This window comes from Xanthomonas theicola (assembly GCF_014236795.1).
Classification (GTDB): Bacteria; Pseudomonadota; Gammaproteobacteria; order Xanthomonadales; family Xanthomonadaceae; genus Xanthomonas_A; species Xanthomonas_A theicola.
Genome location: NZ_CP049017.1, coordinates 1,853,101 through 1,867,543, shown reverse-complemented (window position 1 = coordinate 1,867,543; position 14,443 = coordinate 1,853,101). Strand labels below are relative to the sequence as shown.

Here is a 14,443-nt window from a genome sequence, read left to right as displayed (position 1 = left end):
AGCCTTGGCTGGAAAGCTGACGGGACGAGACTTTTAATCTTTTGGTCGATGGTTCGAATCCATCACGGCCCACCATTCGAGTCGCTGCATCGGCTCGCTTCTTCAGGCGATTTCTTCGCAAATGCCTGAGACCTCCTCCGGCAATGATGGTGACGACATGGCGTCGAACATGGCTGCCGTGGGCATGGCGACGACAGCGGGGCTGCCTGGCCGCCGCACCGATCCGCGATCGCGACTAGGCGCTCCGGCTCACGCGCGTTGCCGCACAGCCTGCATGCCCACCGCCGTGCGCAGCGCCTGGCCGATCTGCTGCAGGACGCTCGAGCGCACTGCCGCGTGCTGCCAGAAGAGCGGCACGTCGAGCCAGCGTTGCGAGTCGATGACGCCGATCTTCTTCTCCCGCAGCGCCGGCATGACCAGTTGCTCTGGGGCGAGGCACCATCCGAGGCCGCGCGCTGCGGCCTCGACGAAGCCGGTCGAGGTCGGCAGGTAGTGGATGGGAGGGGCAAGCCGGGTGCGGGTGATGCGCCGCACGAAACGGGCCTGCAGATCGTCCTTGCGGTTGAACACCACCATCGGCGCCTGCGCCAACGCGGCCGCGTTGAGTCCTGGGGCGAAGTAGCGCGCAACGAACTGCGGGGAGGCGATCGCGTAGTAACGCATGGCGCCCAGGGGCTGGATGTTGCAGCCCTGCAGCGGCTTGCTCGCGGAGGTGACGGCGCCGAGCACCGTGCCGTTGCGCAGCAGTTCCAGGGTGTGGTCCTGGTCGTCCACGTGCACGTCGAACAGGAAGCCATGCGCGTGGTGCAGGGACGACAGCGCGGCGAGGAACCAGGTCTGCAACGAGTCGTCGTTGACCGCGATCGCGATGCTGCGTGCGCGTCCGGCGTCGGCCTCGCCCGGCAGGAAGTCGGCCATCGCCTCGGCCTCCAGTGCCTGCATCGGCCGCACCCGGCGCAGCAGCCTTTCGCCTGCCGAGGTCGGCCGGCATGGCGCCTGGCGTACGACCAGTACCTGCCCGAGCCGGTCTTCCAGCGCCTTGATCCGCTGCGATACCGCCGAGGCGGTCACTGCCAGCCGGCGCGCGGCGGCCTCGAAGCTGCCCTCTTCGAGCACGGCGGAGAACGCGGCCAGTTGCGGATGAAGCAGATCCATGGCGTGGAGTCGAGTAAATATCCCCCGGCAAAGCCGGGGGCTTTAGAGATGTGAGCCGCTCAAAGCGGCTGCGGGAGCGCTACGCGCCTCCCTTGTTAGGGCCACCTGAAGGTGGCCGACTACCTCAGCAACTGCAATTGGTCCAAGCGCCGATCTTCCGCCTCTTGGTTCTGGATGTATGCCCCGATCAACCCTTCATCCCGACCTACCCTCGTAACGAAGTAACCTCGCGCCCAGAAGCTCTGCCCTACAAAGTTCCGCTTCCGCTCCCCATGCACCCGCGCTAGGTGGATGGCGCTCTTGCCCTTGATATAGCCCACTGGACCGGCCAGATTTCCGTAGACACTCAGTCGCCGCTCTGCGCGTAGCGCCTTTCAAACTCTACCGGTGACACGCCGCCAGCGGAACCATGCCGGCGGATCGGGTTGTAGAACATCTCGATATAGTCGAACACGTCCGATGCCGCCATGGCGCGTGTCGGGTAGATCCGACGCTTGATACGTTCCTTCTTCAAGACGCTGAAGAAGCTCTCGGCCACGGCGTTGTCATGGCAGTTCCCGCGTCGGCTCATGCTCGGCACCATCCGGTGCGCCTTCAGGAACGACTGCCAATCGCTGCTGGTGGACTGCCAGCCCTGGTCGGAGTGCACCATCACGCCAGGACCGGGCTTGCGCCGCCACGCCGCTGCCACCAGTGCCTGCAGCACCAGATCGCTGGTCATTGTCGAAGCGGTTGCCCAACCCACGATCTGGCGCCAATACAGCTCCATTACCGCTGCCAAGAACAGCCAGCCCTCGTAGGTGCGGATATAGGTGATGTCCGTGACCCAGACCTTGTTCGGGGCCTGCGGAATGAAGTCCCGGTTGAGCACATTCGCCACCACGCCGACCGGACCTCCCCGCTAACGCGGCTTGCTGCCGTAGCCAACCTGCGCTCGCAAGCCTTCGGCCTTCATCAAGCGCCGCACCCGGTGACGGCTGCAACGCTCGCCGGCCTCACGCAGATCCAGGGTGAGCTTGCGATAGCCGTACACCGCGCCGCTGGCCAGCCAGTGGTGCTTGATCAGGCCCAGCAAGCGCTGGTCCTCGCGTTCGCGGACGCTGGTGCCGTTGCGCAGCCAGGCCTAGTAACCACTGCGATGCACGCCCAGCACCCGGCACATCGTCGCCAGACGAAACTCCCGGACGTGCGCACGCATGAACGCGTACTTCGCCCTTACCCCTTGGCAAAGTACGCGGCGGCTTTTTCTAGGATGTCGCGCTCCTCGGTTACCCGCCTCAGTTCGGCCTTGAGCCGGCGAATCTCCGCTGAGTCGGTCGACGCCGCTGCAGCGCCGGCTGCCGGCGCCATCTTCCTGGCGGCCTGCACCCACCCGTATAGCGTGTGCTTGGGAATCCCGATTCGGGAGGCCACATCCACCACCGTGAAGCCGCGTTCGATCACCTGCTTCACCGCCTCGGCCCGGAACTCATCCGTGTACTGCTTGCTGTTGCCCATAAACACCTCGGTCATTGCCATCAATTATGGCGTCCGGATGTCTACGAAAGGCTGGCCGGTCCAGACTCCCGGATACGTCAAACTTCTACTGCCTCCCCGGCAGAGCCGGGGGAACTCTCAGGTTGGTTTAGATTTGCTTCATAGCCTACAGAATATTTAGCTTGGCTAATGGCGCGGCCAAGGCCAGCATGCGCATCCCGCAGTCCTGGCCATCCCCATGTTTCTCGAAGCGACGCTTGCCGGTTTCATCGCCAGTGCCGGCCTGATCATCGCGATCGGCGCGCAGAACGCCTTCGTGTTGCGCCAGGGCTTGAAGCGGCAGCATGTGGCGCTGGTGGTCGCGGTCTGCGCATTCGGGGATATCGCCCTGATCGTGCTCGGGGTCGCCGGCATCGGCGCGCTGGTGCAGCAGTGGCCCGGACTGCTGCAGGTGCTGCGCTACGCCGGTGCGGCCTTCCTCGGCGTCTATGGGCTGATGGCGGCGCAGCGCGCGTGGCGCGGTGCCGGCGCACTGCAGGCGCAGGGCGAGCAGCCGGCGAGCTGGCGCCGCGTGTTGCTGACCTGCCTGGCCTTCACGTTTCTCAATCCGCACGTGTATCTCGACACGATGGTCCTGCTCGGCAGCCTGTCCACGCGCTATCCGGGAGCGCTGCGCTGGGCGTTCGCGTTCGGCGCCTGCGTGGTGGGCGTGGTGTGGTTCTCCGGCCTGGGGTATGGCGCGCGGCGGCTGCAGCCGGTGTTCCGCAATCCCCGCGCATGGCGGGTACTGGACGCCTGCATCGCGGTGTTCATGCTGGCGCTGTGCCTGTTGCTGTTGCTGCGGCCGCTCGGCTGACTGCCTCGGTCGGACTGTTTCCGAGCCGGCGACGCGCACGCGCTGCGCGCGCGGTATGTTCAACGCGCCGCTTCATCCGCAATCGCCGATGGAGCGCTGCTTCCCGGGCACGTAGACGGTGGCCCGCCAGGACGCTCTTCCCGCCGCAAGGCCAGGCCTGCGGGCAGCGAATCTGCGGCGATTGCGCCGCGCTTCGCAGGGTTTTTGCCACGCCGCGCCCGCACGGTGGTATTGCGCTCGAACGCGATGCAGGTCGTGCCACTCGCTTGCGGCGTGAAGCGGAGACGGACGAGCGCTGCGGCGAGACGGCGGTCGAACGTGCGCCTGTGCGTATAATAATCATTCTCGTTATCGGACGGCGCCGGCATATCTGAGATTGGCGCCGTCCCTGTCACAAGGATCCGTTGATGCGTTTGCTGTGTTCCCTGTCCGTCGCGGTGCTTCCGCTGGCGGCTGCCATCACTGTCGCCCGGGCGCAGTCGCCCTCCCCGCAAACCTTGGATACCGTCGTCGTGAGCGCCTCGCGCACCGACCAGCCCGCAGAGACCGCGCCGCAGACGGTGGTGGTGATCGACCAGCAGGAGATCGCGCAGCAGCTGACCATCAGCAGCAATTCGTCGGACCTGCTGTCCAGCCTGCTGCCGTCGTATACCCCCAGCCGCGGCAAGATGAACGGCAGCGGCGAGACCTTGCGCGGGCGCACGCCGCTGATCCTGGTCGATGGCATCCCGCAGTCCAACCCGCTGCGCCCGACCGGGCGCGAGGCGCACACGATCGACTACGCGATGGTCGAGCGCATCGAGGTGATCCAGGGCGCCAACGCGATGAACGGCCTGGGCGCGACCGGCGGCACCATCAATCTGGTCACGCGCCGTCCGCAGCCGGGTGCGCTCAACCAGCACCTCGAGGTGCAAGCCACCGCGCCGACCACCGACGTCGACGCCGAGACCCTGAGCTACAAGACCAGCTACCGCATCGACGGCCGCCAGGACAAGCTCGACTACCTGTTCGCCGTTGGTTACGAAGACCAGGGCCTGTACCTGGACGGCGACGGGCGCGCGATCGGCACCGACGTGACCCCAGGGCGACCTGATGGCCACGTGCGCCTACGACCTGCACGCCAAGCTGGGCTACTGGATCGACGACCGCCAGGAACTGCAGTTCAGTTCCAACCGCTACCGCATCAAGTCCAAGGCCGAGTACCTGGGCGTGGCCGGCGATCGCGAGCTCGGCATCCCGACCACCTCGGTGCGCGGGCGGCCCGAAGGCACGCCGCCGTGGAACGACGTATGGACCACCGGCCTGTCCTATGCCCACCACGATCTGGCCGGCATGGAACTGAAGGCGATGGTGTTCAACCAGGCGTTCGAAGGCCTGTTCGGCGCCGACAATTCGGCCACCTTCCAGGATCCGCGGATCGCGCCCAACGGCACGCTGTACGACCAGTCGCGCTCGGTGGCGTCGAAGTGGGGCTCCAAGACCAGCCTCGGCAAGGACGGCCTGCTCGATGGCCGGCTCAAGCTCACCGGTGGCTTCGACACCCTGTGGGACAGCGGCAAGCAGGACCTGTACGGCACCGGCCGCACCTATGTGCCCGAATCGCAGTACCGCGACCTGGCGGCGTTCCTGCAGGGCGAGTACCGGCTGCTGCCGCAGCTGACCGTGCATGGCGGCGTGCGCCACGAGGACGCGAAGCTGCGCATCGACAGCTACCAGACCCTGGCCCGCTACAACCGCGTGCAGGTGCAGGGCGGCACGCTGTCGTTCGCCGAGACGCTGTACAACGCCGGCGCGGTGTTCGCGCCGAGCGAGCGCTTCAACGTCTTCGCCAGCTATTCCGAGGGCTTCGGCATGCCCGACGTGGGCCGCGTGCTGCGCTCGATCAATACTCCGGGGACCACGGTCGCCAGCCTGAGCGCGCTGCAGCCGGTGCTGACCCGCAACGTCGAACTGGGCACGCGCATGCGCGGCAAGGCGTGGGATGTGGATGTCGGCGTGTTCCAGTCGCGCTCGGATTACGGCACCCGGGTGATCGCGGTGGACGGCGCGTTCCAGATGGCGCGGGAGAAGACCCGCATCGAAGGCGTGGATGCCAGCGCCAAGTATCGGATCAGCGAGCGGCAGCGCGTCGGCTTGGCCTATGCGTATACGCGCGGGCGCTACGACAGCGACGGCAACGGCAGCCTGGACGCCCATGTGGACGGGCTGAACATCGCGCCCAACCGCGTCATCGGCACCTGGTCGGCGCAATGGACTCCGCGGCTGTCGAGTTTCGTGCAGGCGCAATACGCGTTCAGCCGCAGCTTCGACGATCCGCAGAAGCGGTTCAGCGGCTACGCGCTGGTCGATGCGGCGCTGAACTACAGATTGCGCCAGGGCGAACTGCGCCTGGCCGTCGCCAACCTGCTCGATCGCCAGTACATCACCTACTACTCGCAGAGCGCGCTGGTCGAACCGGACCGCTACTTCGCCGGGCGCGGGCGCACGCTGACGGTGGGCTACAGCCTGGATTTCTGAGTCGCCGCCTGGCGCGGCGCGGGCGTGACGCGCGCGCGTCCGTGTCCTTGCCGTGCGCGGCAGTGCGCGCGTCGCCACGCTGTGTCGTTTGGCGATGGAGGCGAGGGAGTGTGGCGGGAGTGACGGCTGCGCCATCCGCTGGAGCCGGGCTTGCGCCCGACCAGCGTGCCTACCCGGCCAGCATGCCTAGACGTTAGCCGTGGACGAACTGGACGACCTGCACGCCGCGGCTGCCTGCTTGCGCGGCGCCGGCGCAAGCACGCCGCCGCCTGCGCTGGCGGCCGCTACCAGCCGTAGGGATAGCCGTAGCCGCCGCGGCCGTAATAGCCGCCGTGGCCTTCGCTCTGGCCGACGCTGATGCTGATGCCGACTTCGCGCGGCTTGCCGTCGTCGTTGTAGTAGGTCTTGCACAGGTTGAGGTTGGCGGCCTGGTAGTTGCTGTTGCCGCCCCGCGAGGAATAGCCGAACCCGGTGGAGACGCTGCCGTGCACGTCGCCCTTGCAGCGGTCGGCGCGCGCCTGTTCGGCCTCGGCCAGGGCCTGGCTGGCCGCGGCCTTCTGTGCAGAGGCCGAGGTGCCGCTGGTGTCGCCGTAATAGGCGCCGGGCGGGTCGGCCTTGTACACCGGGTCGCTGCCGTAGGTGATCGGTTGCTGCGGCACGCTCAGGTCCAGCGCGCGCTTGGCCGCTTCGCTGTCGCTGTTGCCGCCGTCGGCGGAGGTTTGCGCCATGGCCGGGCCGGCGAGCAGGGCGCAGGCTAGCAGGAAGGATCGTTTCATCGGACGTAGGCCAAGGAAAGAAGGGCTGGGTGGCTGCAGCCGCAGCTGCGCGCCACCATGCAGCGACGCTATCAATACCACGTTGAACCCGGCCTGTCGGCGGCCGGGGATTTTCTTGCCGGTGCCGGGCACGGGCCGCGACGTGGCGGCAAACGGCCGCTGTCGGACCCGTGTCGCTAGCCCTGCTGCAGGACGATATCGATCAGCTGCTGGCCGTAGCGGGCCAGCTTGGTGCCGCCGATGCCGCCGACGTGGGCCAGTTCGTCCAGGCTGGTCGGGCGCTGTTCGGCGATGTTGCGCAGGGTGCTGTCGTGGAAGATCACGAACGCCGGCACGTTCTGTTCCTTGGCCAGGCCGGCGCGCAGGTCGCGCAGCGCGTTGAACAGGTTCAGGTCCTGCGGCTGCACCGGCACGCCGGTGCGCGGGCTGCCGCTGCGGTCGCCACGTTCGCGGCCGCGGCTGGGCGCCTCGCGGCGCATCATGATCTGGCGCTCGCCCTTGAGCACCTGGCGGCTGGCGTCGGTCAGGCGCAGGCCGCCATAGGCATCGCTGTCCACCTCCAGCAGCCCGGTGGCGACCAGCTGGCGGAACACGCCGCGCCAAGCGCGCGCGTCCAGGTCCTTGCCGATGCCGTAGGTGCTGAGCCGGTCGTGGCCGAACTGCTTGATCTTCTCGCCGTCGCTGCCGCGCAGGATGTCGATCAGGTGGCCGACGCCGAAGCGCTGGCCGCTGCGGTAGACGCAGCTCAGCGCCTTCTGCACGGCGACGGTGGCATCCCAGGCCGCGGCCGGGGTCAGGCAGTTGTCGCAGTTGCCGCAGGGCTGCGGATAGGTCTCGCCGAAGCCGGCCAGCAGCACCTGGCGCCGGCACTGCATGGATTCGCAATAGCCCAGCAATTGGTCTAGCTTGCGCCGCTCCACCCGCTTGCGGTCCTCGCCGGCCTCGCCCTGCTCGATCATCTGCTTGAGCAGCACCACATCGCCCAAGCCATAGCACAGCCAGGCCTCGGCGGCTTCGCCGTCGCGGCCGGCGCGGCCGGTCTCCTGGTAATAGCCCTCCAGCGACTTGGGCAGGTCGGTATGCGCGACGAAGCGCACGTCCGGCTTGTCGATGCCCATGCCGAAGGCGATGGTGGCGCACATCACGATGCCGTCCTCGCGCAGGAAGCGGCGCTGGTTGCCGGCGCGGACCTCGGCCGGCAGGCCGGCATGGTAGGGCAGCGCGTTGAGCCCTTCCTTTGCCAGGAAGTCGGCGGTTTCCTCGACCTTGCGCCGCGACAGGCAGTAGACGATGCCGGCGCTGCCGCGGTGCGCGCGCAGGAAATCCAGCAACTGGCGGCGGCTGTTGTCCTTCTGCACCACAGTGTAGCGGATGTTGGGGCGGTCGAAGGAGCTGACGAAGTGGCGCGCCTGGGTCAGGTCCAGGCGTTCGGCGATCTCGCGCTGGGTCGGCGGATCGGCGGTGGCGGTCAGGGCGATGCGCGGGGTCTGCGGCCAGCGCTCGTGCAGCACGGTGAGCTGGCGGTACTCGGGGCGGAAATCGTGGCCCCATTGCGACACGCAGTGCGCCTCGTCGATCGCGAACAGGGCGATGCGGCTGCGCTCGACCAGCGACAGGAAGCGCGGCGTCAGCAGGCGTTCGGGGGCGACGTAGAGCAGGTCCAGCTCGCCGGCCAGCAGCGCGCGCTCGACCCGCTGCGCGGTTTCGCCGTCCAGCGTGGAATTGAGGTATTCGGCGCGCACGCCGAGCTGGCGCAGGGCTTCGACCTGGTCCTGCATCAGCGCGATCAGCGGCGAGACGACGATGCCGGTGCCGTCGCGCAGCAGCGAGGGGATCTGGTAGCACAGCGACTTGCCGCCGCCGGTGGGCATCAGCACCAGCGCGTCCTGGCCGGCAGCGACGTGCTCGACGATGTCCTGCTGCGGGCCGCGGAACTGGTCGTAGCCGAACACGCGGCCGAGTACGGAATGGGCGGAAGATTGCATACGCCTAGGATACCGCGTAGGTCAAGCGCGGCCGTGGCGCGCCGGCGTGCGGCGTGGCGTCAGGCGCGCGCTGTGATGTGCGTAGGCATTGTCCGACGCGCGCGGCGCCTGCCGATGAAGTGGCCGATCAGCAGCACCGGCAGCGTGGCCGGCAGCGCCGCCGAACACGCCAGCCCCGGTACGACCGACGCCACCAGTTGCGCCGGGTGGCCGGGGTCGTAGCCACGCGCCCATGCCGACAGCGCTGCCAGGCTCAGGCCGCTCAGCAGCACCAATGCCGCCAACGCGGCGATCTTGGGCACGCTGCGCTGGCGTGGCTGGCAGGAGTCCATGGCCAGGGCCAGAGCGAGGCACGCGGCCCATATTCCGGCGAACCAGTTCAGCGAGGCACCAGAAAACTGACGCTGTAGCCGATCGCGGTCAGCACCGCGAGGAGCAACGCGACCAGGCCATGCCCGCCATTGCCGGGCACGCCCGAGTCGCCCAACTGCCACCAGGCATGAAAGCCGGCAGCCAGGCCAGCCGCGATGCCCACGACGCATCCCGCACGATGGCCAGCAGCGGGCGACGCAGCGAGGGATACGGAGACGGAGCGGTCATCGAACATCCGTGTGGGCGGGCGGTCACACTGGTGCGCAAGTATCCAGGATGTGTGCGAGGCAGCAGGTCTCTTGCGTGGAGCTTGCAGCGTTCAAGCCCCCTTGAGTCAAGGGGGCGCGCCGACAGGCGCGGGGTTGTGGCAGGCGAGTGAGCAGGGGCCCAAGGTTTCGCCTCGGCGAAACCTTGGGTAAGCCCGCCAGGGGGCGAAGCCCCAGGGCTTACTGCAGCAGCGACCGCAGCATCCACGCGTACTTCTCGTGGGTCTGCAGGCGCTGGGTCAGCATGTCCACCGACGGGTCGTCGCCGGCATCGTCGGCGGTCTTGAGCGCCTTGCGCGCAGTGCGGCACAGCGCTTCGTTGCCGACCACCAGCTGGCGCACCATCTCGCGCCAGTCGGCGCTGTCGCTCAGGCCCGGCTCTTCCGGGATCGAGGTCAGCGCGGCGTATTCCTTGTACGAACCCGGTGCGTTGAATCCCAGCGCGCGGATGCGCTCGGCGACGTCGTCCAGCGCCGCCCACTGCTCGGTGTACTGGGTCTCGAACATCAGGTGCAGCGAGTTGAACATGGACCCGGTCACGTTCCAGTGGAAGTTGTGGGTCTTCAGGTACAGGGTGAACGCGTCGGCCATGAAGTGCGACAGGCCGTCGGCGATCTTCTTGCGGTCGCTGCCGCTGATCCCGATATCGATGTTGGGCGCGGACGGAGCCAGCGCCGCCAGCGGCGTGGTGGGCGCTGCCTGCTCGGTGGGGCTCTTGGTCTTGCCGGAGGTCTTGCTCTTGGCCATCAGAAAATCCTCTTGAGGGGTTGCGAACGATATGGCGTCACAATAGACAGACTAAAGCATGCGCTGTCATTCAAAGTTCAACGGCCCCTGATTGATGAGCACTATCGAAAAACAATTGGCCACCCGCCTGCGCGAGCGCCGCGACGCGATCGACGGGGCGCTGACCCGCGACCGTGGCCGCCTGTTCGGCCTATGGTCGCGCTGGCAGGCCGCGCCCGGCAATCCCGCATTGGAGGCAGCGTTCGAGCAGGCGCTGGGCCAATCGCGGGCGCGCTGCGAGGCGCGCGCGGCGGCGCGGCCGGCGATCACCCTGGATGACCAGTTGCCGATCGTGCGCGAAGCCGAGCGCATCGTGGCGCTGATCCGCGCGCACCAGGTGGTGGTCATCGCCGGCGAGACCGGCTCGGGCAAGACCACGCAGCTGCCGAAGCTGTGCCTGGCCGCCGGCCGCGGCGCCGCCGGCATGATCGGCTGCACCCAGCCGCGGCGCATCGCCGCGCGCGCGGTGGCCGCACGCGTGGCCGAGGAACTGCGTACGCCGGTGGGCGGGGCGGTGGGTTTCCAGGTGCGCTTCAACGACCGGGTCGGCGAGGAGACCCGGATCAAGTTCATGACCGACGGCATCCTGCTGGCCGAGATCGCCAGCGACCGCTGGCTGTCCAGCTACGACACGATCATCGTCGACGAGGCGCACGAGCGCAGCCTCAACATCGACTTCCTGCTCGGCTACCTCAAGCAACTGCTGCGCAAGCGCCCGGAGCTGAAGGTGATCGTGACCTCGGCGACGATCGACACCGCGCGTTTCGCCGCGCATTTCGACGGCGCGCCGGTGATCGGCGTCGAAGGCCGCACCTATCCGGTGGAGGTGCGCTACCGGCCATTGGAGGGCGAGGGCGGCGGCGCTGCCGAGAACGGCCAGGACCGTGCCGGCGAGCGCACCGTCAACGATGCGATCGTGGCGGTGGTGGACGAGATCACCCGGCTGGACGCGCGTGGCGACGTGCTGCTGTTCTTGCCTGGCGAGCGCGAGATCCGCGATGCGCACCAGGCGCTGGAGCGGCGCAAGTACCGCCAGACCGAGGTGCTACCGTTGTATGCGCGGCTGTCCAATAGCGACCAGGACCGGGTGTTCCAGCCCGGCCCGCGGCGGCGCCTGGTGCTGGCCACCAACGTCGCCGAGACCTCGCTGACGGTGCCGCGGATCCGCTACGTGGTCGATCCGGGCTATGCGCGGGTCAAGCGCTACAGCCCGCGGCAGAAACTGGACCGGCTACACATCGAGCCGGTCTCGCAGGCCAGCGCCAACCAGCGCAAGGGCCGCTGCGGGCGCGTGGCCGAAGGCATCTGCTACCGGCTGTACGCCGAGGCCGATTTCCAGGCGCGGCCGGAATTCACCGACCCGGAGATCCGCCGTTCCAGTCTGGCCGGGGTGATCCTGCGCATGCTGCAGCTGGGGCTGGGGCGGATCGAGGATTTCCCGTTCCTGGAGCCGCCGGACGAGCGCGCGGTCGCCGACGGCTGGCAGCAACTGGTGGAACTGGGCGCGGTCGGCGAGGCCGACCGCCACGGCCTGCGCAAGCTCACCGAGATCGGCCGCAAGATGGCGCGGCTGCCGGTGGACGTGAAGCTGGCGCGGATGCTGGTGGCTGCGCAGCAGCACGGCTGCCTGCGGCCGATGCTGGTGATCGCCGCGTTCCTGGGCATCCAGGATCCGCGCGAACGCCCGCCGCAGGCGCGCGAGGCGGCCGACAACGCGCACGCCAGGTTCGCCGATGCGCGTTCGGAATTCGTCGGCATCCTGCGCCTGTGGGACGGCTACCGGCAGGCGCACGAGGAACTGACCCAGTCCAAGCTGCGCGACTGGTGCGGGCGTCATTTCCTCGGTTTCCTGCGCATGCGCGAATGGCGCGAACTGCACCGCCAGCTGCACCTGCTGTGCGAGGAACTGGGCTGGAGCGAGGAGCCGGCGGCCGCGTCGTTGCAGCCGCTGCTCGCTGGCGCTGCGTCGCCGCCGGCGCGCGATGCCGAGGCCAGCGCGCGCGCCACGCGCGGGCAACTGCACCGCGCCGCGCGGCTGGCGCGCGAAGGGCGCAGCGAGCCTGCGCAGGCGCCGGTCGACGCCAGGCCCGCAGCGCCGGCCAACCCGGCCGACGACGTGCCGCGTGCGAGCGCGCGCGCGCGTGCCGCCGCCTATCAGGCGCTGCACCGTGCCCTGCTCGCCGGCCTGCCGACGCAGGTCGGCCACCGCACCGAGAAGGGCGATTTCCTGGCGCCGCGGCAGCGCCGCTTCCTGCTGTTCCCCGGCTCGACGCTGGCGCGCAAGCCGCCGCCGTGGGTGCTGCCGGCCACGCTGCTGGACACGCAGAAGGTCTGGGGCCTGACCAATGCCGCGGTCGAGCCGGACTGGGTCGTCGCCGAGCTGCCGCACCTGCTGGCGCGCAAGCACTTCGACCCGCACTGGTCGCGCGCGCAGGGCCAGGTGCTGGCGTCGGAGCAGATCAGCCTGTTCGGGCTGGTGCTGGCGCCGAAGAAGCCGGTGCACTACGGCCGCATCGATCCGTCCGGCGCGCACGACCTGTTCGTGCGCCAGGGCCTGGTGCCGGGCGAGATCAACACCCGCGCCAGCGTCGTCGCCGACAACCAGAAGGTGCTGGCGCAGGCGCACGAGGAAGAAGCCAAGCTGCGCCGCGCCGGCATCGTCGCCGACGAGGACTGGCAGGCGCGTTGGTACCTGGACCGGATTCCCGGCGAACTGCACTCGGCCGCCGGCCTGGATGCGTGGTGGAAGGCGTTGTCACCGGAACAGCGGCGCGCGCTGCACTGGTCGCTGGCCGACCTGTTGCCGGGCGAGGGCAGCGAGGCCGACCGCTATCCGAAGTACTTCGCGCTCGGCGACGCGCGGCTGGCGCTGCACTACAGGTTCGAGCCGGGCGCGGCCGACGACGGCGTGACCTTGGAGGTGCCGCTGCACCTGCTCAACGCGCTGGACCCGGCGCGGCTGTCGTGGCTGGCGCCGGGCTTCGTCGCCGACAAGGCGGCGGCGCTGATCCGCAGCCTGCCCAAGGCGCAGCGGCGCAACTACGTGCCGGCGCCGGACTTCGCCCGCGCCTTCCACGAGGCGTTCCCGCAGCCCAGCGCCGACGACATCCGCGGCGAGCTGGCGCGCTTCCTGCAACGCGCCACAGGCGCGGCGCTGGCCGCGCTGGATTTCGACGACAACGCCCTGGAGCCGCACCTGCGCATGCACCTGCGCGTGCGCGACGACGCCGGCAAGGTGCTGGCCGAGTCGCGCGACCTGGACGCGCTGCGCGCGCGTTTCGGCGATCGTGCCGGGCAGGCCTTCGCCGCGCGCGCCGGGCGCGAGATGGCCGCAGCCGGGCTGCGCGTGTTCCCGTTCGCGCCGATCCCGCTGCAGGTGCCCGGCGAAGCCGGGGTGCCGGCCTATCCGGCCTTGGTCGACGAAGGCGAGGCGGCGGCGCTGCACATCTTCGCCGACCGCGCGCAGGCCGAGGCCGCGCATCCGCGCGGCGTGCGCCGGTTGCTGGAGATCGCGCTGGCCGACAAGGTCAAGCAGGCGCGCAAGCAATTGCCGGTGTCGCCGAAGACAGGGCTGCTGTATGCGGCGATCGAGTCGCAGGAACGGCTGCGCGGCGACCTGGTGGACGCGGCGTTGAACGCGCTGCTCGAGCACGGCCTGGACGCGATCCGCGATCCAGGCAGCTTCGCCCAGCGCCGCGACGCGGCCGGCAAGCACCTGTTCGGCGAGGCGATGGAGCGGCTGAAACTGGCCGAGGCGATCATGGGCGCGGCGGCGGAACTGAAGCCGCAACTGGAATCGCCGCTGATGGGCTGGGCCAGCGGCAACCTCGACGACCTGCGCGCGCAACTGGCGGCGCTGGTGCATCCGGGTTTCCTGCGCGAGACCCCGGCCACCGCGCTGGCGCAGTTCCCGCGCTATCTGCGCGCGATGATCCTGCGCGCCGAGCGCGCCAAGCGCGATCCGGCGCGCGACCAGGCGCGGATGCTGGAACTCAAGCCGTTCGCCGACGCCCTGGCTGACGCCGCCGCGGCCGGGCGCAGCGCCGACCCGCAGTGGCAGGCATTGCGCTGGGACCTGGAGGAATTGCGCGTGTCGCTGTTCGCGCAGGAACTGGGCGCCAGGGCCGGGATTTCGGCAAAGAAGTTGGCGCAGCGGGTGGCGGGGTTGGGGTGAGGCCCGGGACTCGGGATTTTCGCAAGTTCTCCGCATGTATGCTTTGCGAAAGAAGCCGCTTTTTTTCCAAAAAAATCGGC

The 14,443-nt window shown here is 68.9% G+C and carries 9 protein-coding genes and 3 pseudogenes; 4 read left to right on the top strand and 8 right to left on the bottom strand.

Annotated features, from left to right (window positions below):
• Positions 1 to 249: 249 nt before the first annotated feature.
• From G4Q83_RS08505 to G4Q83_RS08495, 3 genes and pseudogenes are all read right to left on the bottom strand, one after another.
• A complete protein-coding gene (locus G4Q83_RS08505) occupies positions 250 to 1,155 on the bottom strand; it encodes a LysR family transcriptional regulator ArgP (RefSeq protein WP_128420705.1) in 906 nt (301 codons plus the stop codon).
• Between the two features lie 119 nt (positions 1,156 to 1,274).
• Positions 1,275 to 1,475: pseudogene (locus tag G4Q83_RS08500) on the bottom strand (transposase); the annotation flags it as partial.
• Between the two features lie 26 nt (positions 1,476 to 1,501).
• A pseudogene (locus G4Q83_RS08495) lies at positions 1,502 to 2,652 on the bottom strand (IS3 family transposase).
• Positions 2,653 to 2,869: 217 nt separating this feature from the next.
• Between G4Q83_RS08495 and G4Q83_RS08490 the strand changes: the two are divergent.
• From G4Q83_RS08490 to G4Q83_RS08485, 3 genes and pseudogenes are all read left to right on the top strand, one after another.
• Entirely contained in the window at positions 2,870 to 3,487 is a 618-nt protein-coding gene (locus G4Q83_RS08490) for a LysE/ArgO family amino acid transporter (RefSeq protein WP_128421348.1), read from the top strand.
• A 407-nt stretch (positions 3,488 to 3,894) separates the two neighbouring features.
• A pseudogene (locus tag G4Q83_RS23225) lies at positions 3,895 to 4,281 on the top strand (TonB-dependent receptor plug domain-containing protein); the annotation flags it as partial.
• A gap of 298 nt (positions 4,282 to 4,579) precedes the next feature.
• Entirely contained in the window at positions 4,580 to 6,004 is a 1,425-nt protein-coding gene (locus G4Q83_RS08485; protein ID WP_246432326.1) for a TonB-dependent receptor, read from the top strand.
• A 284-nt stretch (positions 6,005 to 6,288) separates the two neighbouring features.
• Here the strand turns inward: G4Q83_RS08485 and G4Q83_RS08480 are convergent, their stop codons facing one another.
• The 5 genes from G4Q83_RS08480 to G4Q83_RS08460 all read right to left on the bottom strand — a co-directional run bounded on the left by G4Q83_RS08480 (position 6,289) and on the right by G4Q83_RS08460 (position 10,150).
• Positions 6,289 to 6,780 carry a hypothetical protein gene (locus G4Q83_RS08480; protein WP_128421349.1) on the bottom strand — a complete coding sequence of 164 codons (492 nt, stop codon included), beginning with the start codon at positions 6,778 to 6,780 and terminating at the stop codon, positions 6,289 to 6,291.
• 176 nt (positions 6,781 to 6,956) lie between these two features.
• Complete coding sequence (gene recQ / locus G4Q83_RS08475; protein ID WP_128421350.1) at positions 6,957 to 8,765, bottom strand: DNA helicase RecQ; 1,809 nt, start codon at positions 8,763 to 8,765, stop codon at positions 6,957 to 6,959.
• Between the two features lie 59 nt (positions 8,766 to 8,824).
• Complete coding sequence (locus G4Q83_RS08470; RefSeq protein WP_128421351.1) at positions 8,825 to 9,097, bottom strand: hypothetical protein; 273 nt, start codon at positions 9,095 to 9,097, stop codon at positions 8,825 to 8,827.
• A gap of 47 nt (positions 9,098 to 9,144) precedes the next feature.
• Positions 9,145 to 9,372 carry a hypothetical protein gene (locus G4Q83_RS08465; RefSeq protein ID WP_128421352.1) on the bottom strand — a complete coding sequence of 76 codons (228 nt, stop codon included), beginning with the start codon at positions 9,370 to 9,372 and terminating at the stop codon, positions 9,145 to 9,147.
• Between the two features lie 211 nt (positions 9,373 to 9,583).
• On the bottom strand, positions 9,584 to 10,150 hold the full coding sequence (locus tag G4Q83_RS08460) for a Dps family protein (protein ID WP_128421353.1): 567 nt from the start codon (positions 10,148 to 10,150) through the stop codon (positions 9,584 to 9,586).
• A gap of 94 nt (positions 10,151 to 10,244) precedes the next feature.
• Here G4Q83_RS08460 and hrpA point away from each other — a divergent pair, with 94 nt between their 5' ends.
• Complete coding sequence (gene hrpA / locus G4Q83_RS08455; protein WP_128421354.1) at positions 10,245 to 14,363, top strand: ATP-dependent RNA helicase HrpA; 4,119 nt, start codon at positions 10,245 to 10,247, stop codon at positions 14,361 to 14,363.
• Positions 14,364 to 14,443: the final 80 nt, after the last annotated feature.

Bases quoted from the DNA above. Each gene is read 5' to 3' on its own strand.
- G4Q83_RS08470 (WP_128421351.1), bottom strand. From the start codon at position 9,097: ATGGACTCCTGCCAGCCACGCCAGCGCAGCGTGCCCAAGATCGCCGCG.
- hrpA (WP_128421354.1), top strand. From the start codon at position 10,245: ATGAGCACTATCGAAAAACAATTGGCCACCCGCCTGCGCGAGCGCCGC.
- G4Q83_RS08460 (WP_128421353.1), bottom strand. From the start codon at position 10,150: ATGGCCAAGAGCAAGACCTCCGGCAAGACCAAGAGCCCCACCGAGCAG.
- G4Q83_RS08465 (WP_128421352.1), bottom strand. From the start codon at position 9,372: ATGTTCGATGACCGCTCCGTCTCCGTATCCCTCGCTGCGTCGCCCGCT.
- G4Q83_RS08505 (WP_128420705.1), bottom strand. From the start codon at position 1,155: ATGGATCTGCTTCATCCGCAACTGGCCGCGTTCTCCGCCGTGCTCGAA.
- recQ (WP_128421350.1), bottom strand. From the start codon at position 8,765: ATGCAATCTTCCGCCCATTCCGTACTCGGCCGCGTGTTCGGCTACGAC.
- G4Q83_RS08490 (WP_128421348.1), top strand. From the start codon at position 2,870: ATGTTTCTCGAAGCGACGCTTGCCGGTTTCATCGCCAGTGCCGGCCTG.
- G4Q83_RS08480 (WP_128421349.1), bottom strand. From the start codon at position 6,780: ATGAAACGATCCTTCCTGCTAGCCTGCGCCCTGCTCGCCGGCCCGGCC.
- G4Q83_RS08485 (WP_246432326.1), top strand. From the start codon at position 4,580: ATGGCCACGTGCGCCTACGACCTGCACGCCAAGCTGGGCTACTGGATC.